Here is a 22,359-nt window from a genome sequence, read left to right as displayed (position 1 = left end):
CCGATAATCAATGACACAGACACTCGAGATCAGCGACGACCTGATGGATCGACTCGAAAGCCACTGCGAGGAGGGAGAGACACCCGAAGAACTCATCGAGGAACTCGTCTCGATGTACGAGACCGAAGGCGCGTTCCTGCAGGAGGGATACTCCGAATAGACGGATGGGAATCGGAGCCCCCGTTTTCCTCGTCAACTACAAGACCTACGCCGGGACGACCGGCGACGACGCGCTCGCGTTCGCGGAGACGATCGAGCGGGTCCGCGACGAAACCGGCAGTCGCTTCGCCGTCGCCCCTCAGTTGCCCGACCTCCGACTCGTCGCCGAGCGGACGACCCTGCCGATCGTCGCACAGGCAGGCGTCCCACGAGCCGAAAGTGGGATGGGTGACGTTACCCTCGAGGCGGTCGCGAACGCCGGTGCTGACGCAGTCTTCGTCTCGCATCCCGAACACGAAGCGGCGCTGACTGCCGTCGATCGGGCTGTCGACCGGTGTGCCGAGCTTGGCCTCGAGTCGATCGTCGCCGTCGAGAGTCTGTCGACGGCCCGGATGGCGCTGGCCGCCGGCCCGGAGTGGCTGCTCTTCGAGCGACCGGCCGATATCGCCACCGAGGAGGGGATGGTCCGAACGCATCCCGAGCGCATCGAGGCGTTCGTCGAAGCGGTTGCCGACGAAGCCCCCGAAACGCGGACGTTCGTCGGCGGCGGCGTTCGGACCGCCGAAGATGTCTCCCGCGCGTTCGACTGCGGCGTCGACGCGACGGGGGCCGCCTCCGCAGCCGTCGGGGCCGACGACCGCGAGGCGTGGCTCCGGTCGATCGCGACCGCCGTTCCGACGGCCGACTCGAGTCGCTGCGGATCGAATGTGAATGGCTGACAATCAAGTAACTGGTCCCCGTACGTACCAGTATGCACTTACTAGTCGCCCTCGAGGACTCGGAGCCGGGGTGGGCGGCACTCGAGTTTGCGTGTGCGGAACACGCCGACGACGACATCACGGTCCTCCACGCCATCGATCCGACGAACAGTAGCTACGGCGAAGTCGCACACCTCGGGCCGACGGAACTGCTCGAGCACAGGCGCGAGGACGCAGCGGAACTGCTCGCCGATGCCGAAGCCAGGGCAGCGGACGAGGGGCGTTCGATCGAGACGGCAGTGGCCGTCGGCCAGCCGGCGGACGCCATCGTCGACTACGCGGCAGAAAACGCGATCGATCTAATCGTCGTGGGCAGCCACGGTCGATCGGGCTTCTCGCGGGTCTTACTTGGCAGCGTCGCGGAACGGGTCGCTCGACAGGCACCCGTGCCAGTGACGATCGTACGGTAACGGGCCACACAGTCGGCCCGTCGGCGCAACAGGACAAACTCATTAGGGACCACCACAGTCCAGAGTACATGAACGACCGCTACGACGTAGTCATCGCCGGTGCCGGTCCCGCCGGCGCGCAATGTGCCCGCGATCTCGCCGCTCGAGGGTACGACGTCGTCGTCCTCGAAACCGAGGCTGAAGCAGAGTTCCCCCGCCAGAGCAACAAGTCCACTGCGGGGACCTTCCACTCGATGATGGCTTCGTTTGGAATCCCCGACGACGTGGTAATGCAGTATACCGACAGCGTCGTCCTCGAGTCCCCGCGAGAACATTACGTCCGCGAGCAGACCGGAGCGGTGCTCGAGTTTGCGGACTTCAAACGCTTCCTCGTCAACGATAGCCACGAAAAGGGTGCCGAGTACCGGTTCGACGCCCGCGTCACCGCCCCGATCATGGAGGGCGGCGAAATCGTCGGTGTCACATACAACGGCGACGAGGAAGTCTACGGCGACATCGTCATCGATGCGACGGGACCAGCCGCACCGCTTGCAAAGAAACTCGGCGTCGTCGACCTCGAACGCGAGAACCACGCCATCGGGATCGAATACGAGTTCGAAGGGATCGATATCGACCGTCCTGGCTTTGCGGACCTCCACGACGCGATGATGTTGCGACTCGACCACGAAATCGCACCCGGCGGCTACTCCTGGATCTTCCACACCGGAGAGGACACCGCGAAGGTCGGTCTCTGTTACATCCAGAACGACAGCCACGAGCGGTACAGTCGGAGCGGTTTCACCATCGACGACTACCTCGACCACTGGCTCGAGACAGATCCACGATTCCGGGACGCCACGCGACTCGAGGGCAAACAGCACCGCGGCTCGGCCCACATTCAGGCACCAGGAACGATGCACACCGATCGGTTTATGGCGATCGGCGACACCGTTCCGAGCCTCGATCCGCTCTGGGGCGAAGGCATCAACAAGTGCATGCAGTCCGGTCGCGCGGCCGCCGCCACTGCCGACAGCTGTCTCAAACACGACGGCGTCGAGCCGACTGCCGAGAACCTCGAAGTCTACGATACCCTCTGGCACCGTGACGTCGCGCCCAACGCGAACAAGCGGCTCCTGATGACCCAGTTGCTCTATCTCGCCTCCAACGAACGCTATGACCAGCTCATGCGGGACCTCCAGCGTCTCGACAACGACACGCTGGCAAAGGCGAACAATGGCGATCTCCGCTCTATCGTGCGCTTGTTCGATACGGATGACGTGCCGTTGCTCGCTCGGTTCGCGAAACAGCAGTTGAATCTCGATCTCGGCTCTCTCCTATAGGTCGTCGACGCTGTCGGTCGCGTTCATGCGAGAAACTGCGCTTCGAACGATCGAACGCTGTCGTCCGTTCCCGCGAGGATCACCTCGTCGTCGGCGTCGAAGACGAACGACGCCGGGTCGAAGTCCGTGATCGTCTCGCCATCTCGACGCACGGCGAGGACGGTACAGCCCGTCCGAGTCCGAACAGTCGCGTCGACGAGCGTCTGCTCCGCCAGCCGGCCGGCGGGAAGTTTCACGACATCGATCTGCCTATCGACGGCCAGGACCTCCTCGTCTTCGAACACGGTCGAGGCGAGCATCCGCCCGCTGACCGTCGCCAACGACTGGACGTAGTCGGCACCGGCACGATACAGTTTCTGGACGTTCTCCGTGTCGTTCGCCCGGACGACAATCGTGACCGATGGGTTCAGATCCCGCACGATGAGGGTCGTGAAGATGGCGGTCGTATCGTCGTCGAGGGTCACGATCACCGTTGACGCGTCGTCGATCCCCGCCTCGCGAACCGTCGTCGGGTCACGAGCGTCGCCGACCACGTCGACCCCCTCCATCTCGACGGTGTCGAGGACGGTCACGCGCGTGTTCGTCGCTTCGAGTGCAGCACCCGCTGCCGCCCCGGACTCGCCATAGCCGGCGATAATGGCGTTCTGGGCCGCGAACGGCAGCACCGTCGACGTCGCTTCCGCCCGGAGTTCGTCGATCCGCTCGGGTTCCCCCGCGACGAGCAGGCGCGTCTCGGTGTCGAGTTCCCGATCGTTCGGGATCGGGCTCTCGAACGTCCCGCCGAACCACGCCCCGATACCGTCCACGCCGAACTGCTCTCGGAGCTGGATCTCCCCGGCAGTCCGACCATGCAGATCGCTCCCTTCGGCGATCGACAGTTCGACCAGTTCCAGATCGTTCCCGATCTCGATCCCCTCGTCGACCGCGGTCGTCACGGCCGTCGGCACCCGGTGGGCGAGACTCTCGCCGAGCATCTGACGGGGCGAAAGCACCTCGTCCGCGCCGGCGATCCGGTGGTACTCCCCGAGACGCTGCTCTTCGACCAGCGTCACGATCCGCACGTCGGGGTTGGCTGCGCGCGCCGAAAGGACGATACTCGCGTTCGTGTCGTCGGCCGAATCGGCCACGACCGCCGTCGCCCGTTCGATGCCTGCGTTCTCGAGGACCACCGTCGACTCTGGGTCGCCGTGGACGACTCGATAGTCGGTCTCGTGGAGTTCCGTCGCCGTCTCCTCGTCGGGTTCGACGACGACGTATTCCCGCCCGCGCGACTCGAGTTCCTCGATGAACGCCTCGCCACGGGACGTGTACTCACAGATGACGACGTGGTCCTCAAGGTCAGGTGCGGTCGTCGGGGCCGTCGTCTCGAGGGCGCGTCGGAGCCACGGGACGGCGAAGATGTCGACCCCGGTGAGGATCAGCCCGATCCCGGTGAGCTGGAGCACGATCACCAGCAGGTTCATCTGGAGCGTACTCCACGGTGCGTCTTCCCCGTAGCCCGTCGTCGTGTACGTCTGGAAGACGACCTCGAGCGATCGGTAGAGCGGTTGTGGACGGTTCTCCAGGGTCGCCATCCCGTAGTTGTAGAGCAACGTGGCGATGATGGTGGTCACGGCTACCAGCAGGATGTAGTAGCCGGTTCGACGTGAGCGCCACAGAGACATACACGACCTATTCGGCGGCTGGCTGTTGATACTGTCGGACAACGCGAGGTGAGAATCGCCCGCTCATCGGTTGCTGACGGGAACCAGCCATGGCACGCGGGCAACTCATTCGGAGTCGGCCCCAGCGAAACGCCACGAAGTCGCCGCCGCCATCGTCGCTAATTTATACAGCCGAGCGCATACTTCGGTAGATGGCACTGCTGGAGAACCTCGTGTTGGTGTTCGTTGCCGGCTTCATCACGGCGTTGGCGACCGGGCTCGGCGCGCTCCCGTTTTTCTTCTTCGACGATATCGGCGACCGATACAACGTGGTCCTCTGGGGACTGTCCTCGGGCATCATGCTCTCGGCGTCGACGTTCGGGCTCATCGATGAGGGGCTGGCCGAAGGGACGCCCCTCGAGATCGGCGTCGGCATGGTCGCCGGCGTCGCACTCGTCGTCGTCGCCCACGATATCCTGATGGACGCCGAGATCGATCCGCGACAGTACGAGGAAGCCGACTTCAAGAAACTCGTGCTCATCCTCGGGGTGTTGACCGTCCACAGCTTCCCCGAAGGCATCGCCGTCGGCGTCTCCTTTGCCGACCTCGGACTCGAGGGCGGGGCCGAGCTCCTCGGCTTTACCGTGCCACTTTTGGCGGTGTTCATGACGATCGCAATCTCGATCCACAACATCCCCGAGGGAACGGCGATTTCGATCCCGCTGCGGTCGATGAACGTCTCCGAGTGGAAGATGGTCTGGTGGGCCGTCTTCTCGAGTCTCCCCCAGCCGCTCGGGGCCGTCATCGCGTTTGGCTTCGTCAGCTACGCTCGCGAGTTCCTTCCCTACGGGTTCGGCTTCGCCGCCGGCGCGATGATCTACCTCGTTCTCACGGAGTTCATCCCGGAGGCACTCGATATCGGTGCGCGGCTTCCGAGCGGCGGCAAGCCGGAACTCGCCGGCGGCATCGTCGCCGGCGTTCTCGTTATGGTGCCGCTTGCGTTCATCTGAGCGCTCACGACTCTCAGGCTCGTCGGTCGCGCCGAACGAATCGGTCCGTCCGACAGTCTCCCGTTCCGGCAGGAATTTTACGCGTCTGGCCGTAGGGGCGGGCAGTGTTCGAGACGATTCTGATTCCGACCGACGGCAGCGACCACGCCGAGGCCGCCGCTGAGACCGGCATCGAACTCGCGACCGTCCACGACGCGACGGTCCACGTTGCCTGCGTCGCCGACACCGGCCCGCTCGGCGACCTCCGACTCCCCGGTGACGCGACAAGCGCCGAAGACGCGATGCGCGGCCGGGCCCAGGAGCACGTCGACGCGATCGTCGACCGCGCCGAGGCGGCTGGTCTCGAGGTCACCGGCACAGTCCTCGAGGGCCCGCCGGAGGACGAACTGCTCGAGTACGCTCGGGAGATCGACGCCGACGTGATCGTCATGGGCACACGCGGTCGCGGCGGCGTCCACCGGCTGGCGATGGGCAGCGTCACCGATCACGTCGTCCGGTTCGGCGAGATTCCGGTGCTGGTCGCAAACTCTGGATCGGGAGCACACTCCGACGAGGACGCGTCGTAAGCGACTCCGGAGGCCGGCCGGCCCTACCGGGCGATCTCGTTGATCGCTTCCGTTCGGCGGCCGATCGACCAGCCGATCAGCGCGAGGCCGACGTAGATGCCGAGCGCGGGCAGGGCGTAGACACTGACGAGTCCCTCGAGCGGGACGCCGACCGCATCGAAGGCCAACAAGAGCAGCAGCGAGACGAGCAAGACTGCGATTCCGATGTCCGCAGCGCGCATATTGGGAAACTCCTGTCCGGCGGGCGCAGCGACCACCCGTCCGAGTGCGTAGAACACGAGCGTGTACGTCGCCCAGCCAGCGCCGAGGGTCAGCACGGTCAACAGCACGTCGTCGGGCAGATAGCGCGGCAGAACGGACAGGTGGAGGACACCCGTCACGAGCACCGCGCTGCCCACCAACACGACCAACAGCGGTCTGCGATCGTCACTCATTATATAAAACGACAGTCTCCCGATCCATTACTATTGTGTCATAGACGGAGCCAGCAGCGATCACGGTGGGGTGCTACTCGAGCAGCCGTCCGTGTTCGTCGATCTCGCCCGTGACGATCCGCGTCGAGGAAATCCGCTCGCCGTCGTCGGCGTAGACGTAGGGCGCGACGATCCCCGAGAGCGGTTCGAGGCCCCGCTCACGCCGCTGGTCGTTGATGTCCTCGAGTTCGGGGGCCGTCTCGGGGGAGACCACCAGCGCGTCGATCGCGGGATCGGTCGCCGCGATCCCAGCTTCGGTCTCGAGTCGCCGAATTTCGACGTCGCGATCCCACTCGTCGAGCTCCGCAATGGCGTCTGTCACGGCAGCCATTCGCTCGTCGAACGGCGGGATCGGTCGTGGTTCGTGGCGCGTCTCGGTCGCGAGATCATCGCTGGTCAACGCGACGACGACGCCGTCTGCGCCGAACCGGAGCGCGTGTTCGAACAGGGACCGGTGACCGTCGTGGAGCGGCCCGAACGTGCCTGCGACGACGACTCGCATACAGGGTTCTGCCACGAGCAGGTCCATAAGAGCACTGCGACCCGCGGATCGATAGCGGTGGATCGCGATCGACAGATCAGGACTCGAGGAGCGCGGCGGTCGTTGCGATCTCAGCGAACTCGCCTGCGAGCTGGGCGAGCGCGGTGCGGTGGACCGTCTCCGCGTCGAAGGTCTCACCGTCGAGGGAGCGATCGAACGTTGCAGTCGCGTCGCGGACAACGATCGGGTCGAAGCCGAGGTTCTCGGCCATCCGGGTGCTCGTCGAGACGCAATGGTCCGTCGTGAGCCCGGCAATGACGACCGTCTCGAGATCCCGCTCGCGCAGCCAGTCTTCGAGGTCCGTCCCGATGAACGCGCTGTTGACCGATTTCGCCATCGTGGGCTCGCCCTCGATGGGTGCCGTCTCGGGTTTGAACGCGAAGCCAGGCCGGTCGCCTCGAAGCGGCGAGTCGGGTTCCGTCGAGTCGTGGCGGACGTGGACGATCGGCCGGTCGGTCTCGCGCCAGTGCTCGAGCAGGCGCGTCGCGTTCACTTCTGCGTCGGGGTTGTTGCGCGCGCCCCAGACGGGGTCGTCGAAGCCCTGCTGGAGGTCGATCAGGACGAGGGCGGCGTCGGCGAGCCGCTCGTCGGCTCGAGCCAGTCCGTCGGCCTCGTCCTCATCGTCGCTCATGGCAGCTTCGCACCGGGTTTCGGATGCGTGCGGGTGATCGTGATCGGACACGTCGACGGCGCTTGCTCCTCGTCCTCCGAGAGCATATACTGGTGCCACTCGCGGTCGCCCTCGACCCCCCAGTCACCGAGATCGGCGTGAGGACAGACCCCGTCGTAGTCTTCGAGGCGATCCTGAATCACCTCGCGAGCGTGTTGGCCGGCCTCGGTGTCGGCCGTCACGTCGAGGTTCTCGAACAGCGTGCGCGGCTGGAACGTGATCTCGAGGCCGATCGGACAGTACCGGCTCTTGCGTTTTTCGTAGAACGGTGCTCGGCAGGTCGGGAACATGGGCTCGCCGCCGAGACAGAACTCCCAGTAGGGGTCGTCGGGATCAGTTGGGATGTCCTCGGGCCACGGCTCGGGATCGTGGAGGTGCAGCGTCTGGAGGATATGCCACAGTGTCTCGTGATACTCCGCCTCCGAGAGCGGTTCTTCGGGCGGCTTGAAGAAGGTGACCAGCGAGGCCCGCTCCGAGTGATCCTCGAAGATCTCGAGGTACTCGAGGATCCGATCGCGCAGGCCCAAGAGCGCATCCGCGTCGCTCATCGAGGGGACCGCAGTGTAGATCGGCTCGCCGTTCTGGACGGATTCAGCGCCGAAAAAGCAGGGGAACGGCGTCTCGTTTCGCTCGCCGAGCAGTCCGTCGCGAAACGAGTGCCAGTGATCAGCGACCCACTCCGGCGTTTCTCCGGCCTGCACGCGCTGATCGAGCGTTTCCTGGTCCATCAGCGACTGGATGCCCGGTTCGTTCATCGTGTATATCTCTTCGACCTCACGAAAATGTAGTTTCTGCTTCCGCCGATCGGAGTAGCGACGAATACTTCGGATTCCTCGTTCTCGTCGCTCGGAACACGATGTCTTTTCTCCGATCAGACGCGGGGAAGCGGGACGAAGAGCGACCGTCGCGGTGCTCGTTCGCTCGCGCGCGCTACGACGTGGGGTCGTCTCGTTCGACGCGCCAGTTGCAAGCGTGCTCCGTAGCACCGCGGCCGGAACGCACCGGCGTCGGAAACCGTCGGTTCGACGACGGGTATCAGCGCCGGGTCGTTCCACGCCGGGCGACACGTTCGATACTGTCGCCCTCCGTCACGACGCCGTCCTCGAGGAGCCGCGCTCGAAGCCCACCCCGATGAACCAGTGCCTCGCGGATCCCTTCTTTTGCGAGGTGGCGCTCGAGGTACGAACACGGCTCGCAGAGTTCGATCCCCTCGCAGACGACCTCGCCGACCCGAAACCGCTCGCCGACCAGATGATTGAGCGCGATCCCCGCAGTCGTGAGGTTCCGACGATGGACGCCGGACTCGAGGTCGATCCCGTAGTCGCGTTCGACCGCCGCGAGCGCTTCGGACTCGATGAGTGTGAGATCGCTGCCCTCGCGGTCGGCGAACGTCCCCTCGGTAGCGTAGTAGCGATCGCCCTCGAGCCCTCGCCGGGCGACTGCAGTCACTTGCTCGACGCGTTCCATCGGTGCGCCCTGTTCCGGCGCGATGTGGATCGCCCGGACCGTTCCCGTCGCTGTCATAGGTCAGCCGACGGCCGCGGCTGAGGAATATCGATCGCTCTCCTGCCGCCCGGTTCATACGGACTCCTGTCAGTCAGTTCCAGTGGGACCGCGACCCGCACTGCGGGCCCACCGGGACATCGGGACAGCAGACCGTCTCACTCCCAGCGACGATTTCGCGACGACGTGATGTCGACGCCACGACTGTAGTAACAGACCGGCGATCCGGCAGGCCGGTCGAACCCGTTGGCCTCGAACAGCGTGTTCGCCTCGATGGTGACCGTCGCCGGCCGCAGCGTCCACGGCTCGTGGTCGATGTCGGCGTAGCGAAGGGTACCGTCTCGAGCCGTCGTGTAGTATCGGTAGTGTTCCGTGAGAAATGCCGCCAGCGAGCCAGGTTCGGGGACGAACGAGTCGCCGACCGGCTCGTAGGTGCCCGCGAACGTCGCCGGCGAAGCGCCCGGATGGCGTCGCTCGCTCGTAAACGCGATGCCGCGGTCGGTCCCGGCGATCTCGATGTCGGCGTAGTAGTAGGGCAGTCGGTGAAAGAGACGTGCCCCGACGACCCCGAGGAAACCCTCTGCGTCGAGGCTGAAGAAGTAGACGCCGGGCTCGCCGTCACGACTGACGTAGGTCCGGAGATTGAGTTCGGGAAGATCGACGCCCGCCGCCGCGGGAAGCCCGCGCGGGCGAACGTCGACGTTCAGATACGGCACGACAGACAGCCACGCCCGGCCGTCGTAGGTCTCGACGGTGAGGTCGTCCGGAAGCTGAGCCGCAACAACGGCAGGATCGACCGGCCAGTTGGCAAAGAGCAGGTGTCGCCAGCCCATCGCGATCGGGAGTGTCATGGTACTGCTAGGGACGGGTGGCGCAAAACGCTGTAGCCAAACGTCGATAACCGCCAGCCGTCGCTCAGAACCTATACCTGCTCGGGCAGCCAGCCGCCGTCCACTTCGATGTTTTCCCCACTGATGTAGTCACTGTCGGGGTCGAGGAAAAAATACAGCGGCGCGATCAGGTCCTCGAAGCTCGCGGGCCGATCGCGTGGTAACTCGTCAGGGAACTCGTCTGAGTTCTCGACGACGTACGGCGAGATGGCGTTGACCGTGATTCCGTCGTCCTGGGTGTCCGCCGCGAGCATCCGCGTGAACATCAACACGCCTTTCTTCGCGACGAAGTAGGGGAAGTTCTTCGGACTGACGAGTCCCTGTTCGCTCGAGGCGTAGCCGATGTTCACGATCCGACCGGACTCGCGCGCTCGCATCCCGGGTAGGGCTCGCTTCGAGCAGAGATAGGTTCCGGTGAGGTTCGTCTCGAGGACGCGGGTCCACTCCTCGACCGCGAGGTCGTCCCAGCGGGCAGGCGCGAAGTCGCCGACGTTGTTGACCAGCACGTCGACATCACCGAGGTCGGCCTCCACGGCCCCGAAGAGGCCGTCGACGCTGTCGGGATCGGTAACATCGGCTTGGACCGTCATCGCCGCTGGTGCGCCACGCTCGCGGGCCTGGTCGGCCACCTCGCGGGCCGCGTCGGCGCTGGTGTGATAGTGGACCGCCGTCGCCGCGCCGCAGTCGGCCGTCGCCAGCAGCAGTTCGCGTCCGACGCCCCGTGCACTGCCGGTCACGAGTACCGTCTTCCCGTCGAGATCAGGTCCGTCCATGCGTCGATACTCGGCAAGAGCGTGGAAAACGGTGACGGCGTGGGAGTGTCGGCTGTCCGGGGTTCCGTCGACATCGATCCCGTCGCCATCCTGCCGCGGCTTTACGATGCTGTGGATCGATTCACTACCCATGGTAGACACGGTGTTACTCGCGGTCGGTCCCGGCGACGAAGACCGCAGCGAGCGACTGGCCGAGGCGGTCCTCACGGTCGCACAGCCCGCCGACGCCACCGTCGTCCTCGTCCACGTCTTTACTAGCAGCGAGTACGACGAAGTCCTCGAGCGTCTCGAGTTCGATCGCACCCTCGAGGAGATCGATCCAGACGTGGTCGCAGCACGCCACTCGACGATCCGCGAGTTACAAACCGTCTTCGACGAGCACGACATCGACTACGAGATCCGTGGAGCCGTCGGGGATCACGGCCAGTCGATCGTCGACCTCGCGGCGAGTACCGATGCCGACCGCGTCGTCGTCGGCGGGCGGCGACGATCACCGACCGGGAAAGCCGTCTTCGGCTCGACGGCACAGCAAGTGCTCCTGTCGGCACCGTGTCCCGTCACCTTCGTCCGCAGTGATGACTCGACTCCCGGCCACTAGCTATCAGACCCGTCTCAGGATAGTGATGGTACATCCCCAGTACTGGCCCCACTAAAACGGTCGTGGTCGGTTCTGGATCTCTCCATCGACGAGAATACTTATGCAGGTGGCCCAACCACTGTGGGGACATGGCAATCGATACGGTACTCCTTGCAGTCGGACCGATGGACACAGTACGCGCGCCGGAACTCGCCGAGACCGTCCTCGAGATCGCCGAGCCACTCGACGCGAAAGTCGTGATCGGACACGCGTTCACCGAAGACGAGTACGAGGACATCCACGAGGATATCGGCTTCGATGCCCGCGCCGACGATATCGATCCCGACGAGGTCGCCGCCGAGCGCGCGCCGGTGCCGGAACTCGCCGAGCGCTTCGAGGAGGCAGGTGTCGACTACGAGATCAAAGGCGCACTCGGCGAAGTCAGCTCCAAAGTCGTCGATATGGCAGTCGACGTCGACGCCGATCGGATGGTCGTCGGCGGCCGCCGCCGCTCTCCGGCCGAAAAGGCCGTTCTCGGCTCTGTGTCACAGGAAATCATCCTCTCGGCTCCCTGTCCGGTCACCTACTTCCGCGACCTCGACGTCATGGAGTAACGCGGCGGACCTGACGCTGTCGGACGGATCGATCCCGCTTTTTGCCCTCTCAGTACACCAGCAGACGCCGGTCCTGGCTCCGTTGACGACGATGTCGGTGACAGCCCGCGCTGATGCTCGACTTCGACTCATACGGACTCCTGTCAGTCAGTGCCGGCCGGCCGCGACCGTCCTGCGGGCCCACCGGGACATCGGGACAGCAGCCCGTATCAGTGGTCGCTCTCTGCCTGTCGTTTCCACTCCCGTTCCTGTCTGTGCTCGCGGACGTGGCGCTTCCCGTCGGCCAACTCCCGTCGAACCCGCTGCTCGAGTGCTCGCGTTTCGGCCAGCAGACTCTCTTGGAAGTGCTCGAGGACGTCGTAGGACCAGCGGTCGTCGTCGACGACGCCGTGGGGAAGGAGGTCGTCGCGAATCACGTCGGCAAGGTCGTCGTGGCCGGCCGCTCTGAGCCGCGCTTCAGCCCGACAGAGGTGATCCATACCGTGTCCCGTCGCGTGGTGAAACTCGAGCAGACAGCCCTGGGCGCGCTGGGCCCACTCGAGACCCAATTCGACCTCGTGGAGGGCCTCGAGTTCCGTCTCGGAGAGCGCGGTCGCCGGGTCTGACTCGACGTCCGTCTCGGTGCGTGAGTCGTCGGTGGCCATACAGCATATATGCCACATGGTGACATACATATGTCGCCGGCCACCCGAGACGACGAGAGGATGCACTGTCTGCCTCGAACGTATCGAAATCGATACTCGTCGTCGAGTACAATCTGGGTAGTTAAGTACGGTCGCGGTCGTCTCTAGAGTAGCATGGTCTACTATGCGGGCGTCGATCTCGGCGCGACCAACGTCCGGGCCGTCGTCGCCGAGGCGGACGGGACGAGGATCGGTGTGAGCCGCCGATCGACGCCGCGTGGGCCGACGGGTATCGACGTAACGGAAGGCGTCCTGCGAACGCTTCGCGGTGCCTGTAGCGAGGCCGGGATCGATCCCAACTGGATCACTGCCGCTGGGATCGGCTCGATCGGACCGTTCGACCTCGCTGAAGGGGCAGTAATCGATCCCGCGAACCTGCCCGACTCGATCGACCGCATCCCGCTGACCGGCCCGATCTCGAAGCTGATCGACAGCGATGACGTCTACCTCCACAACGACACGACCGCGGGCGTCATCGGCGAGCGGTTTCACGCCGCCAGCAACCCCGACGACATGGTCTATATCACCATCTCCTCGGGGATCGGTGCCGGCGTCTGCTCGGACGGTCGCATCGTCAGCGGCTGGGACGGCAACGCCGGCGAAGTCGGCCACTACGTCGTCGACCCCCACGGTCGGCTGACCTGTGGCTGCGGCCACGACGGTCACTGGGAGGCCTACTGTTCGGGCAATGCGATCCCCGATTTCGCCCGGCTGCTCGCCGACGACGACCCGACGATTGCGACCGACCTCCCGCTCGAGGGGCCGGAGTTCACCGCAAAAGACGTGTTCGATCTCGCCGGCGAGGACGAACTGGCCGACTACGTCATCGACCAGCTCGCCCACTGGAACGCGATCGGCGTCACGAACGTGATCCATGCGTTCGCGCCGATCGTCGTCTCCTTTGGCGGCGCAGTCGCGTTGCACAACGAGGAACTGGTCGTCGATCCCATCCGCGAGCGCGTCTCGGAGATGGTGATGACGAACATGCCGGAGATTCACGTCACCGAACTCGGCGACGACGTCGTCGTCGAAGGGGCACTCGCCAGCGCCCTGACCGAGGGAACCGGGGATCGGCGTCGGCTCCGCGGCTGACTCGATCGCACGGCTCGGTCGCGGTGTTCGCCGCCGAGTACACCATCTTCTATGTATCTGTCTCCGCTTTTCTACCTATGAAGCGGAGAGCGTTCCTCACGACGGGCGGTGTCGCCGGGCTCGGCCTGTCCCTGCCGTCTACGGCCGTGACATCCCGATCGGCTGCCGCGAGATCCAAGCAACAGGAACCATACGAGCCGCTCGGACAGGTCCCTATCACCGGCGCTGCCGAAGCCGTCGTCGGCGACAACAAGCTCGCGTACGTCGCCGCGACCACCGGGTTCGCGGTCGTCGACGTGAGCGATCCCGCCGAGCCGACGGTCCTCACCGAGGAACGCAACATCGAGATCGACGGCGCGCCACTGACGCAGATCCTCGATCTGACCATCGACGACGACCGGCTGATCGTCGCCGGCCCAGCCGAAACTGCCGGCACAAGCGATCTGTTTCTGGGCTTCCGACGGTACGACGTGAGCAACCCCGCCGAGCCGAACCCGACCGGTGTCTACGAAACCGGGTTCCATATCCACAACTGCTATCTCGAGGACGACCACCTCTTTCTCGTCGAGAACATGCGCAATGAAAACCGGCTCGTGATCGTCGATGTCGGCGGCGACGAGATCACACGGATCGGAGACTGGTCGCTGCTGGACCACGAGCCTGGCTGGCGTGATGTCCACTGGCTCGGGCGCTATCTCCACGACGTCTACGTCCACGATGGGACGGCCTACCTCCCCTGCTGGAACGCCGGAACCTACATACTCGACGTCAGCGAGTCGGCCGATCCCTCGGTCATCTCCCACGTCGCAGACACGACACTCGAGGCCCAACGCGAGATCGACGACTTTCGAGATGGCGTCTACGGGTTGCCCGGGAACGATCACTACGCGGCGGTCGACGACGATGGCGACCTGTTGGCGGTCGGCCGGGAGGCGTGGGCGACTGGCGGGGCCGACCCCGACCATCCAGGCGGGATTGACCTCTACGACGTAAGCGATCCGACCGAGCCGGTCCACCGAGGATCGATCGACGCCCCGCGGACGGCCGACGAATCCTATCGCGGCGGGACCTGGACGACCTCGCACAACTTCGAGCTACGCGGCGGCCGACTCTACTCGGCGTGGTACCGTGCCGGTGTGCAGATCCACGACGTGTCCGATCCCACTTCTCCCGAGCGGCTCGCCTGGTGGCGCAACCCGGCCGAAACGGGGTTCTGGACCGCACGGGTTGTCGACCCGGGCGAAACGTTCATCGCCTCGAGCACGGCGGCGATTCCGAACACGTCGCTCGAGGGTGCACTCTACACCTTCCCGGCCGAGGCCGGTACGCAGGCCGATCCGCCGTCACTGCAACCACCCGCCAAGTGGCTCGGGGACAACGACGCGAACGAAACGAGTCGGAACGAATCTGATGCCACTGATTCGAGCCCGGGTTTCACCGGCGTTGCCGGGCTCGTCGGTGGCAGCGTTGCACTCGAGTGGCTGCGCCGACACCGCAGAAACGTTCAGGATTAATTCGACTGATTTCGGCAGCGTGACCGAACTTATTCCCCGTTCGAGCACTTAGCCTGATTTATGAGTGACTCAGAGACCGAGCCGTCGCTGCGAGAGCGTGTCGAGAAATGGCTGACACGCGAAATGCCGATCATTCAGATGCATGGCGGGACCAGCGCGGTGCGCGCAGCCGATCCGGAGACCGGCGAGGTAATCATCGAACTCGGTGGCGGCTGTAAGGGCTGTTCGGTCAGCAACGTGACGACGGGCAACATCGAGGCCGAACTGCTCACCTGGCCCGAGATCGACGAGATAACGGTTCGAGTCCCCGACGCCCGCGACAGCCTCGGTGGCCCCGACCAGCCCGAGTCGATCATGGGGATCGACCGAACCGAAGGCGGCCGCGGCGACTGGGGGTCATCGAACCCAGGAAAGGATCATCTCTAAGCGCGCACTTTTCGACGCCGGTGATCGTTGACCGGGAAGCTCGAGCGGGTGGTGGCCCCTCGAAGAGGACGAGTTATCCCCGGTGGCGAGGCCTGATACGGACTACTGGAAGTCAGTTCTGGCGTCTCCGTGACCCGTCCTGCGGATACGCCGGGACATCGGTACCGCAGACCGTATGACACCCGTGATGTGACTGCTGTCACTGCGTCCTGGGATCGATCGTGGCGGATCGAGGCTGCGCCGGAAACAACTGTCAGTAGTCCGTAGAAGCGACAATCGAGAGTTCCAGCCGTATACGGCTGGATTCGTGGAGGTACATGGGCTGCGCGCGAGCGAGTTTTGTCATAGATAGAGGCAAATATCACCAGGCCGGGCGCGAGCCTCAGCGACGATAAGTTATGAAAATCCCATACGACGTGATAATGAACCCATGCGTATTCTATCTTGCACGATCTCCACAAGGCTATTAAACCAGGATCGGATGAGACGTCGCTATCGATGCAACCGACACGCGAATGCGATAGCAGAGTGATCGAACAATGATCGGGCTCGAATCGATGGGCGCGACTGGACAGGCCGTCACAGGCGTCGGTGCCGTCCTCGTCGAAGCGATGGTGCTGTACGTCGTGTATGGTGCGCTCACGACGGCGCTAAGTGAGCCGCTCAAAAGCGCTCTCGGGGGGAACTAATCATGGCAATGGAGTTGTTCGGGATCGCAGCAGGGCAACTCGGCCTGTTCGTCAGTTTCGGGCTGCTCATCGGGACTCTGTTCGGGTTCTTCGGGATGGGCGGATCGTTCCTCGTCACGCCCGCACTGCTTGTGATGGGGTACGATTCGACGACTGCAGTCGGGAGCGGCCTCGCGTTCGTCTTCGGGACCTCGGTGATCGCGGCGCTTCGCCACCGCGACCACGGACAGGTCGACTACAAACTCGGCCTGATGTTCATCGTGGGGATGACCGCCGGCATCGAAGTCGGAAAGGGGGTCGTCTACTACCTGAAAGCACTCGGCTTCGCTGACCTCGTGGTGAGTGTTTCGTATATCGGCTTGCTGGCGATCGTCGGGCTGCTCATGTTGCGAGACGCCCGCACGGAGAGCGCGGACGACGACGAGGGGTCCGCCCTCGCCGAGAAATTCCAGTCGATCAAGATTCCGCCGATGATCTCGATCAAAGGCGGAACCAAAGTGTCGCTGTGGGTGACGCTCGCGATGGCGTTTGCCATCGGCATCCTTTCGGGCTTCCTCGGCGTCGGCGGCGGCTTCCTGCTGATGCCCGCGATGATGTACGGGCTGGGCGTTCCCGCTGCGGTCGCGGTCGGGACCGACGTGTTCCAGATCACGGCCTCCGGTGCGTTCGGCGCGTTCACCTACGCCCAGTCCGGTGCGCTTGACCTGACGATCGTCCTGCCGCTGCTCGCGGGGAGTGCGATGGGCGCTCGCATCGGTGCTGGCGCAACGGCGCTGGTCGACGAAGACGACATCACCGAGTACTTCGCCGCGATGCTGCTCGCGGGATCGGCCGCGGTGGCCAGCCGGAACCTCGGAAACGCCTACGACATGGGGATTTTCAACCAGTTGAGTCAGGTGCTCATCTTCGGCTCGGCTCTGCTGGTCAGCGCCGCGGTCATCTGGGCAAGTATCCAGAGTATCCGCGAAGACGAACCTGCCGAATCGGTCCACGCCGCAGACTGAGACGGTCTGCTGTCAGTGGGTTCCGGTGTTCCGGAAACTCGTGACAGCAATCGTCCGAGCGCGGGAGCAGGCCATGTCCCTCGTTGACAGTCGGTGAGCGTTGGGAAGTCCTATATCCTTTTATGCGCCCGTTACGGACTCGTACACCATGATGAGTAACCGTCCGCAGGCAGGAGGTGACGACGATGGGTAACGTACCCGCGTCCAGCGACGAGGACGACCCCGACGCCGAGACCGACGGTGGCGTCCGCGCCTATACCGTCCGGCTCGAGCTCGTCGACGAACCCGGCGAGTTACTGAGCGCACTCGCACCAATCGCCGACAACGGCGGCAATCTGCTGAGTATCCACCACGAACGCGGCAACATCACGCCTCGCGGCCACATCCCCGTCGAGGTCGACATGGAGTGTCCCCCCGACCGGTTCGACGGCATCGTCGAGGCGCTTCGTGACGCCGGTATCAACGTCATTCAGGCCGGCGAAGAACACTACGGCGAGGAGATCAGTGTCGTACTAATCGGCCACTTAGTCGAGACCGACCTCTCGAATACCCTCTCGCGAATCGAAGACGAGGCCGACGCCATCGTGCAAGATCTCTCACTGACGTCGCCCGAGGGCACCGACGGCGTCGCGAGCGCCCGCGCGCGACTCGCGATCAACTCCGGGCGCTCCACGGAGGCACTGGAGACCATCCGCACGATCGGGACGGACAAGGATCTGACTGTCGTCGAACCACTGCTCGCAGGTGATGCCGCATGAAACTCGCCATTCTCGGTGCCGGTGACGTCGGCCGCTCGGTCGCCGACCTCGCCGGCGAATACGGCCACGACGTCGTCGCGCTCGCCGACTCGAGTCACGCCGCGGTCGATCCGGATGGCATCGCCGTCGAATCTGTCCTCGAGCGCAAGGTCGGCGGCGAAGCCGTCGGCACTGCCGATCCCGAGGACGTCTTCGACACCGACTACGACGTGTTAGTCGAGGCGACTCCGACGACGCTCGGCGACGCCGAACCCGGCTTCTCCCACGTCCAGCGCGCGCTCGAGGCCGACCGCCACGCCGTGCTGGCGAACAAGGGCCCGGTCGCCGAACGCTACGAAGAGTTACGCGCGCTCGAGGCCGAGAGCGCAGGTTCGATTCGCTTCGAGGCGACCGTCGGCGGTGCGATTCCAATCCTCTCGACGATCGAAGACAGTACGCCAGAAGCCGTCACCGCGGTCCGAGGCGTCTTGAACGGCACCGCGAACTTCATCCTCACGCGGATGGCCGCCGAGGGACTCGACTACGAGCACGTCCTCGCCGAAGCCCAGGATCTCGGCGTCGCCGAGGCCGACCCCACCTTCGACGTCGACGGCACCGACGCCGCCCTGAAGTTCGTCATCCTCGCGAACGTGCTGTCTGACGGCGGGTTCGCGCTCGAGGACGCGACGGTCGAAGGTATTCAGAACATTCCGGGCAGCGCGCTCGATCTCGCCGCCGAGGACGGCCGCACGATCCGGCTTATCGGCGAGGCGACCCGCGACGGCGTCCGCGTCGGTCCGCGGCTCGTCCCCGAAAACAGTGCGCTCGCAGTGACGGGAACGCGAAACATCGTCCAGATCGAGACGCGACACGCCGGCTCGCTCCACACGAGCGGTCGCGGAGCTGGCGGCCCGGAGACGGCGACGGCGGTGCTCTCCGACGTCGGTCGACTCCCACCGCTGTAACGCGATTACGACGTTCCTTTTCTGCTGGTGGCACCCTGGCTTCACTACCGGTTGTTACCAGTCGGACGAGACGAGTTGTACCGATCGTACCACAGCCCTGTGTCGGTATGTCACGCGTTTCATACGGACTCCTGTCAGTCAGTGCCGGCCGGCCGCGACCCGCACTGCGGGCCCACCGGGACATCGGGACAACAGCCCGCATCAGTCGTTACGATAGCGACCCGCTGTCGTCGGCAATCGAACGTTCAGTGGCGTGTGAATGCTAGCCAAACCGCAAGACGGCGTCGGGATCGGCTGAATACGCTTTCGAAATGGTTTTAACCGCAACGGGCGAAAGAGACCGATATAAGCGCCTCTGCGCGTGAGCTACAACAATGAGCGAACAACACCAGAATCTGGCTATCATCGGCCACGTTGACCACGGGAAGAGTACGCTCGTGGGACGACTCCTCTACGAGACGGGGAGCGTACCAGAGCACGTCATCGAACAGCACCGCGAAGAAGCAGAAGAGAAGGGCAAAGGTGGCTTCGAGTTCGCCTACGTCATGGACAACCTCGCTGAAGAGCGAGAGCGTGGTGTCACCATCGACATCGCACACCAGGAGTTCTCGACGGACGCCTACGACTTCACCATCGTCGACTGTCCCGGCCACCGCGACTTCGTGAAGAACATGATCACGGGCGCATCCCAGGCGGACAACGCCGTCCTCGTCGTCGCCGCTGACGACGGTGTCGCGCCCCAGACCCAGGAGCACGTCTTCCTGGCTCGTACCCTCGGTATCGACGAGCTCATCATCGGCATCAACAAGATGGACGTCGTCGACTACAAGGAGTCGACCTACGACGAGGTCGTCGAGGAAGTCAACCAGCTCCTCAAGCAGGTCCAGTTCAACACGGACGACGCCTCGTTCATCCCGATCTCGGCGTTCGAGGGCGACAACATCGCCGAGGAGTCCGACAACACGCCGTGGTACGACGGCGAAATCCTCCTCGAGGCACTCAACGACCTGCCAGAGCCGGAGCCACCGACGGACGCGCCGCTCCGACTCCCCATCCAGGACGTTTACACGATCTCCGGTATCGGTACCGTCCCCGTCGGACGTATCGAGACTGGTGTCATGAACGTCGGCGACAACGTCTCCTTCCAGCCCTCTGACGTGGGCGGCGAAGTGAAGACGATCGAGATGCACCACGAAGAGGTGCCCAAGGCCGAACCCGGTGACAACGTCGGATTCAACGTCCGCGGCATCGGCAAGGACGACATCCGCCGTGGTGACGTCTGTGGTCCTGCAGACGAGCCGCCAAGCGTCGCCGAGACGTTCCAGGCACAGGTCGTCGTCATGCAGCACCCCTCGGTCATCACCGCCGGCTACACGCCGGTCTTCCACGCCCACACCGCACAGGTTGCGTGTACGATCGAGTCCATCGACAAGAAAATGGACCCCTCGAGCGGCGAGGTCGCCGAGGAGAACCCCGACTTCATCCAGGCGGGTGACGCTGCTGTGGTCACCATCCGACCGCAAAAGCCCCTCAGCATCGAGCCATCCAGCGAGATCCCAGAACTCGGGAGCTTCGCCATCCGCGACATGGGTCAGACCATCGCGGCCGGCAAGGTCCTCGACGTCAACGAGAAATAAATGCAGCAGGCACGCGTTCGACTCGCGGGCACGAGTCCCGACGACTTAGACGACATCTGCGACGATGTCCGCGAGATCGCGAACAACACCGGCGTCAACCTGAGCGGACCCATCCCGCTGCCGACGAAAACGCTCGAGGTGCCGACCCGGAAGTCGCCTGATGGCGAAGGCACTGCGACGTGGGAGCACTGGGAGATGCGCGTCCACAAGCGCCTGATCGATCTGGACGCCGACGAACGCGCACTCCGCCAGCTCATGCGCATTCAGGTGCCAAACGACGTCTCGATCGAGATCGTCCTCGAAGACTAAGGACTGATCGCGACTCGAGTTCGAGTGCTTTCCGTTTTTGCGACCGTCGATCTCGGGTAGCCATCGGTACGGAAGTGGTTCTTGTCCAGAACACGCCGGGTTTCGACATCCGTGTCCATCACGCCCGAACCGAGCGGCCGTAATCAGATCTGGTGACAGAAACCATAGAACGAAACCAAGTCTCGTTACTGCCAATAGTCAAGTTCGGCCCGTGCATATCGGTGACTGATGGCATATGCCGTCGAATTACCGGCCGATACCGATCTCGAGTTTACAACGAACGAACTCACGGGTGCGCTAGGTGATTCGGTTACGGTGCTGCCGCTGTTGGTTGCACTGGGAGCGACGACCACTGTCTCGCTTCCCCACGTGCTGGTCGGTTTCGGCGTCTTCCAGATCGTCTGGGGTGTCTACTACGGCCTGCCGCTTTCTGTCGAGCCGATGAAAGCACTGATCGGGCTAGCGATCGTCGGGACGCTACCCGACGCCGAACTCGCCGCCGCCGGATTGCTCGCTGGCGGCGTCTTGCTCACGGTGGGACAACTCGGGCTTGTCGGCCGGCTCCAGCGGGTCGTCGGCGAGCCGGTCATCCGCGGTGTCCAACTCGCCGTGGCCCTGCTCTTGCTTGAGGCGGCTATCGACCTCTCGCTGGATAACCCCCCTGTTGCGGTCGCCGGGTTGGCCGTCGTCGGCCTCCTCGCACTCGTGGGCTACCGTGGAGCGAGCGTGCTGGTCGTCCTCGGACTCGGTGGCGTCGTTGCCGTCGCGACCGCCGGCGCTCCGACGCCGACAGTGCCGACGCTCGCCGTCTTTCCCGCTGGCCCGCCGTCGATCAGTGCGGCCGCACTCGAGGGAACCGTCGCACAACTCGGCATGACGATCGGCAACGCCGCGATCGCAACGGCCCTGCTCTGTGGCGATCTCTACGACCGGGAGATTTCGGCGGATACGCTCTCGACGAGTATGGGTATTACCTGCCTTGCGGCGGTCCCGTTCGGTGGCGTCCCGATGTGTCACGGCAGCGGCGGCCTCGCCGGCAAGTACGCCTTCGGCGCGCGAACCGGCGGCGCGAACGTCCTGCTGGGGGTCGGCTATCTCGCGCTCGCGCTCGTCGCCGCCGGGGCCGTCCTCGCCGCGTTCCCGATGGCGATCCTTGGCGTGTTGCTCGTCGTCGTGGCCCTCGAGCTCGCTCGCGCGGCGTTCGAGCCCGTTGCCGACGCCCGTTCGCTCGCAGTCGTCGCGGGGGTCGGCGTCGTTGGGCTGGCCATCAACGTCGGCGTTGCGTTCGCCCTCGGAACGGTCGTGTTCTGGGTGCTCTCGCGACAACGCGAGTGAAGCCGGACGATCTTTGAGCCCGCAGCCCCAATCGCCACCGATGCCACCGAGTTGGGCCGAGC

27 protein-coding genes are annotated in these 22,359 nt (G+C 64.5%); 18 read left to right on the top strand and 9 right to left on the bottom strand.

Annotation, left to right across the window (positions count from 1 at the left end; all coding sequences use genetic code 11):
- The first annotated feature begins 10 nt into the window (after positions 1-10).
- From C476_RS18895 to C476_RS06310, 4 genes are all read left to right on the top strand, one after another.
- Positions 11-160 carry a DUF7557 family protein gene (locus C476_RS18895; protein WP_008011053.1) on the top strand — a complete coding sequence of 50 codons (150 nt, stop codon included), beginning with the start codon at positions 11-13 and terminating at the stop codon, positions 158-160.
- Positions 161-164: 4 nt separating this feature from the next.
- Positions 165-878, top strand: coding sequence for a triose-phosphate isomerase (locus tag C476_RS06320; RefSeq protein ID WP_008011052.1), 714 nt, complete (start codon positions 165-167; stop codon positions 876-878).
- A 32-nt stretch (positions 879-910) separates the two neighbouring features.
- The gene (locus C476_RS06315) at positions 911-1,327 is read left to right on the top strand and encodes a universal stress protein (protein WP_008011051.1); all 417 of its coding nucleotides are present in this window, start codon (positions 911-913) and stop codon (positions 1,325-1,327) included.
- A 68-nt stretch (positions 1,328-1,395) separates the two neighbouring features.
- Positions 1,396-2,646: a digeranylgeranylglycerophospholipid reductase gene (locus C476_RS06310; protein WP_008011050.1), complete on the top strand. Its 1,251-nt coding sequence runs from the start codon at positions 1,396-1,398 to the stop codon at positions 2,644-2,646.
- A 23-nt stretch (positions 2,647-2,669) separates the two neighbouring features.
- On the opposite strand, the gene C476_RS06305 is transcribed toward C476_RS06310, so the two are convergent.
- Positions 2,670-4,310 (bottom strand): potassium channel family protein, encoded by a 1,641-nt coding sequence (locus tag C476_RS06305; protein WP_008011049.1) that lies wholly within the window; start codon positions 4,308-4,310, stop codon positions 2,670-2,672.
- A 191-nt stretch (positions 4,311-4,501) separates the two neighbouring features.
- Between C476_RS06305 and C476_RS06300 the strand changes: the two genes are divergently transcribed.
- The gene (locus C476_RS06300; protein WP_008011048.1) at positions 4,502-5,299 is read left to right on the top strand and encodes a ZIP family metal transporter; all 798 of its coding nucleotides are present in this window, start codon (positions 4,502-4,504) and stop codon (positions 5,297-5,299) included.
- Between the two features lie 104 nt (positions 5,300-5,403).
- On the top strand, positions 5,404-5,865 hold the full coding sequence (locus C476_RS06295; RefSeq protein WP_008011047.1) for a universal stress protein: 462 nt from the start codon (positions 5,404-5,406) through the stop codon (positions 5,863-5,865).
- 23 nt (positions 5,866-5,888) lie between these two features.
- Here the strand turns inward: C476_RS06295 and C476_RS06290 are convergent, their stop codons facing one another.
- From C476_RS06290 to C476_RS06260, 7 genes are all read right to left on the bottom strand, one after another.
- Positions 5,889-6,299: a hypothetical protein gene (locus C476_RS06290; RefSeq protein WP_008011045.1), complete on the bottom strand. Its 411-nt coding sequence runs from the start codon at positions 6,297-6,299 to the stop codon at positions 5,889-5,891.
- Between the two features lie 73 nt (positions 6,300-6,372).
- Positions 6,373-6,840, bottom strand: a complete 468-nt coding sequence (locus C476_RS06285) for a phosphopantetheine adenylyltransferase (RefSeq protein WP_049911640.1) — start codon at positions 6,838-6,840, stop codon at positions 6,373-6,375.
- Positions 6,841-6,916: 76 nt separating this feature from the next.
- Complete coding sequence (locus tag C476_RS06280; RefSeq protein ID WP_008011038.1) at positions 6,917-7,510, bottom strand: cysteine hydrolase family protein; 594 nt, start codon at positions 7,508-7,510, stop codon at positions 6,917-6,919.
- Positions 7,507-8,304 carry a YqcI/YcgG family protein gene (locus C476_RS06275; RefSeq protein ID WP_008011036.1) on the bottom strand — a complete coding sequence of 266 codons (798 nt, stop codon included), beginning with the start codon at positions 8,302-8,304 and terminating at the stop codon, positions 7,507-7,509. Before C476_RS06275 ends, C476_RS06280 begins: the two co-directional genes overlap by 4 nt.
- Positions 8,305-8,584: 280 nt before the next feature.
- The gene (locus C476_RS06270) at positions 8,585-9,073 is read right to left on the bottom strand and encodes an MOSC domain-containing protein (protein WP_008011035.1); all 489 of its coding nucleotides are present in this window, start codon (positions 9,071-9,073) and stop codon (positions 8,585-8,587) included.
- 137 nt (positions 9,074-9,210) lie between these two features.
- Entirely contained in the window at positions 9,211-9,903 is a 693-nt protein-coding gene (locus C476_RS06265) for a YqjF family protein (RefSeq protein WP_049911624.1), read from the bottom strand.
- Between the two features lie 71 nt (positions 9,904-9,974).
- The gene (locus tag C476_RS06260) at positions 9,975-10,715 is read right to left on the bottom strand and encodes an SDR family oxidoreductase (RefSeq protein WP_008011032.1); all 741 of its coding nucleotides are present in this window, start codon (positions 10,713-10,715) and stop codon (positions 9,975-9,977) included.
- Between the two features lie 130 nt (positions 10,716-10,845).
- On the opposite strand from C476_RS06260, the gene C476_RS06255 reads away from it, so the two are divergent.
- Together C476_RS06255 and C476_RS06250 are read left to right on the top strand one after the other, a co-directional pair.
- Positions 10,846-11,313: a universal stress protein gene (locus tag C476_RS06255; protein ID WP_008011031.1), complete on the top strand. Its 468-nt coding sequence runs from the start codon at positions 10,846-10,848 to the stop codon at positions 11,311-11,313.
- Between the two features lie 128 nt (positions 11,314-11,441).
- Positions 11,442-11,906, top strand: coding sequence for a universal stress protein (locus C476_RS06250; RefSeq protein WP_008011028.1), 465 nt, complete (start codon positions 11,442-11,444; stop codon positions 11,904-11,906).
- 209 nt (positions 11,907-12,115) lie between these two features.
- Here C476_RS06250 and C476_RS06245 read toward each other — a convergent pair whose 3' ends face one another.
- Positions 12,116-12,550 carry a hypothetical protein gene (locus C476_RS06245; protein ID WP_008011026.1) on the bottom strand — a complete coding sequence of 145 codons (435 nt, stop codon included), beginning with the start codon at positions 12,548-12,550 and terminating at the stop codon, positions 12,116-12,118.
- Between the two features lie 153 nt (positions 12,551-12,703).
- On the opposite strand from C476_RS06245, the gene C476_RS06240 reads away from it, so the two are divergent.
- The 10 genes from C476_RS06240 (at position 12,704) to C476_RS06200 (ending at position 22,297) form a co-directional block, all read left to right on the top strand.
- Complete coding sequence (locus C476_RS06240) at positions 12,704-13,681, top strand: ROK family protein (protein ID WP_008011024.1); 978 nt, start codon at positions 12,704-12,706, stop codon at positions 13,679-13,681.
- A 77-nt stretch (positions 13,682-13,758) separates the two neighbouring features.
- Positions 13,759-15,195, top strand: coding sequence for an LVIVD repeat-containing protein (locus C476_RS06235; RefSeq protein ID WP_008011021.1), 1,437 nt, complete (start codon positions 13,759-13,761; stop codon positions 15,193-15,195).
- A 60-nt stretch (positions 15,196-15,255) separates the two neighbouring features.
- Positions 15,256-15,621, top strand: coding sequence for a NifU family protein (locus C476_RS06230; protein ID WP_008011018.1), 366 nt, complete (start codon positions 15,256-15,258; stop codon positions 15,619-15,621).
- A 539-nt stretch (positions 15,622-16,160) separates the two neighbouring features.
- Positions 16,161-16,310, top strand: a complete 150-nt coding sequence (locus C476_RS18890; protein ID WP_008011016.1) for a DUF7512 family protein — start codon at positions 16,161-16,163, stop codon at positions 16,308-16,310.
- A gap of 8 nt (positions 16,311-16,318) precedes the next feature.
- Positions 16,319-17,314, top strand: coding sequence for a sulfite exporter TauE/SafE family protein (locus tag C476_RS06225; RefSeq protein ID WP_008011014.1), 996 nt, complete (start codon positions 16,319-16,321; stop codon positions 17,312-17,314).
- 185 nt (positions 17,315-17,499) lie between these two features.
- Complete coding sequence (locus C476_RS06220; RefSeq protein ID WP_008011012.1) at positions 17,500-18,072, top strand: hypothetical protein; 573 nt, start codon at positions 17,500-17,502, stop codon at positions 18,070-18,072.
- Complete coding sequence (locus tag C476_RS06215; protein ID WP_008011010.1) at positions 18,069-19,016, top strand: homoserine dehydrogenase; 948 nt, start codon at positions 18,069-18,071, stop codon at positions 19,014-19,016. The genes C476_RS06220 and C476_RS06215 overlap by 4 nt, the downstream gene beginning before the upstream one ends.
- Before the next feature lie 374 nt (positions 19,017-19,390).
- Positions 19,391-20,653: a translation elongation factor EF-1 subunit alpha gene (gene tuf / locus C476_RS06210; protein ID WP_008011008.1), complete on the top strand. Its 1,263-nt coding sequence runs from the start codon at positions 19,391-19,393 to the stop codon at positions 20,651-20,653.
- Complete coding sequence (gene rpsJ, locus C476_RS06205) at positions 20,654-20,962, top strand: 30S ribosomal protein S10 (RefSeq protein WP_004215311.1); 309 nt, start codon at positions 20,654-20,656, stop codon at positions 20,960-20,962. It abuts the gene before it with no gap.
- Positions 20,963-21,190: 228 nt separating this feature from the next.
- Positions 21,191-22,297 carry a putative sulfate/molybdate transporter gene (locus tag C476_RS06200; RefSeq protein WP_008010963.1) on the top strand — a complete coding sequence of 369 codons (1,107 nt, stop codon included), beginning with the start codon at positions 21,191-21,193 and terminating at the stop codon, positions 22,295-22,297.
- Positions 22,298-22,359 lie beyond the last annotated feature (62 nt).

The sequence above is a fragment of the Natrinema limicola JCM 13563 genome (genome assembly GCF_000337475.1).
Classification (GTDB): domain Archaea; phylum Halobacteriota; class Halobacteria; order Halobacteriales; family Natrialbaceae; genus Natrinema; species Natrinema limicola.
Note: the sequence above shows the minus strand (reverse complement) of the source record. Positions and strands in the feature narration are given on the sequence as shown.

Excerpts from the sequence above, each read along its gene's own strand:
- C476_RS18895 (WP_008011053.1), top strand. The coding sequence starts at position 11 with ATGACACAGACACTCGAGATCAGCGACGACCTGATGGATCGACTCGAA.
- C476_RS06320 (WP_008011052.1), top strand. The coding sequence starts at position 165 with ATGGGAATCGGAGCCCCCGTTTTCCTCGTCAACTACAAGACCTACGCC.
- C476_RS06315 (WP_008011051.1), top strand. The coding sequence starts at position 911 with ATGCACTTACTAGTCGCCCTCGAGGACTCGGAGCCGGGGTGGGCGGCA.
- C476_RS06310 (WP_008011050.1), top strand. The coding sequence starts at position 1,396 with ATGAACGACCGCTACGACGTAGTCATCGCCGGTGCCGGTCCCGCCGGC.
- C476_RS06305 (WP_008011049.1), bottom strand. The coding sequence starts at position 4,310 with ATGTCTCTGTGGCGCTCACGTCGAACCGGCTACTACATCCTGCTGGTA.
- C476_RS06300 (WP_008011048.1), top strand. The coding sequence starts at position 4,502 with ATGGCACTGCTGGAGAACCTCGTGTTGGTGTTCGTTGCCGGCTTCATC.
- C476_RS06290 (WP_008011045.1), bottom strand. The coding sequence starts at position 6,299 with ATGAGTGACGATCGCAGACCGCTGTTGGTCGTGTTGGTGGGCAGCGCG.
- C476_RS06285 (WP_049911640.1), bottom strand. The coding sequence starts at position 6,840 with ATGCGAGTCGTCGTCGCAGGCACGTTCGGGCCGCTCCACGACGGTCAC.
- C476_RS06280 (WP_008011038.1), bottom strand. The coding sequence starts at position 7,510 with ATGAGCGACGATGAGGACGAGGCCGACGGACTGGCTCGAGCCGACGAG.
- C476_RS06275 (WP_008011036.1), bottom strand. The coding sequence starts at position 8,304 with ATGAACGAACCGGGCATCCAGTCGCTGATGGACCAGGAAACGCTCGAT.
- C476_RS06270 (WP_008011035.1), bottom strand. The coding sequence starts at position 9,073 with ATGACAGCGACGGGAACGGTCCGGGCGATCCACATCGCGCCGGAACAG.
- C476_RS06265 (WP_049911624.1), bottom strand. The coding sequence starts at position 9,903 with ATGACACTCCCGATCGCGATGGGCTGGCGACACCTGCTCTTTGCCAAC.
- C476_RS06260 (WP_008011032.1), bottom strand. The coding sequence starts at position 10,715 with ATGGACGGACCTGATCTCGACGGGAAGACGGTACTCGTGACCGGCAGT.
- C476_RS06255 (WP_008011031.1), top strand. The coding sequence starts at position 10,846 with ATGGTAGACACGGTGTTACTCGCGGTCGGTCCCGGCGACGAAGACCGC.
- C476_RS06250 (WP_008011028.1), top strand. The coding sequence starts at position 11,442 with ATGGCAATCGATACGGTACTCCTTGCAGTCGGACCGATGGACACAGTA.
- C476_RS06245 (WP_008011026.1), bottom strand. The coding sequence starts at position 12,550 with ATGGCCACCGACGACTCACGCACCGAGACGGACGTCGAGTCAGACCCG.
- C476_RS06240 (WP_008011024.1), top strand. The coding sequence starts at position 12,704 with ATGGTCTACTATGCGGGCGTCGATCTCGGCGCGACCAACGTCCGGGCC.
- C476_RS06235 (WP_008011021.1), top strand. The coding sequence starts at position 13,759 with ATGAAGCGGAGAGCGTTCCTCACGACGGGCGGTGTCGCCGGGCTCGGC.
- C476_RS06230 (WP_008011018.1), top strand. The coding sequence starts at position 15,256 with ATGAGTGACTCAGAGACCGAGCCGTCGCTGCGAGAGCGTGTCGAGAAA.
- C476_RS18890 (WP_008011016.1), top strand. The coding sequence starts at position 16,161 with ATGATCGGGCTCGAATCGATGGGCGCGACTGGACAGGCCGTCACAGGC.
- C476_RS06225 (WP_008011014.1), top strand. The coding sequence starts at position 16,319 with ATGGAGTTGTTCGGGATCGCAGCAGGGCAACTCGGCCTGTTCGTCAGT.
- C476_RS06220 (WP_008011012.1), top strand. The coding sequence starts at position 17,500 with ATGGGTAACGTACCCGCGTCCAGCGACGAGGACGACCCCGACGCCGAG.
- C476_RS06215 (WP_008011010.1), top strand. The coding sequence starts at position 18,069 with ATGAAACTCGCCATTCTCGGTGCCGGTGACGTCGGCCGCTCGGTCGCC.
- tuf (WP_008011008.1), top strand. The coding sequence starts at position 19,391 with ATGAGCGAACAACACCAGAATCTGGCTATCATCGGCCACGTTGACCAC.
- rpsJ (WP_004215311.1), top strand. The coding sequence starts at position 20,654 with ATGCAGCAGGCACGCGTTCGACTCGCGGGCACGAGTCCCGACGACTTA.
- C476_RS06200 (WP_008010963.1), top strand. The coding sequence starts at position 21,191 with ATGGCATATGCCGTCGAATTACCGGCCGATACCGATCTCGAGTTTACA.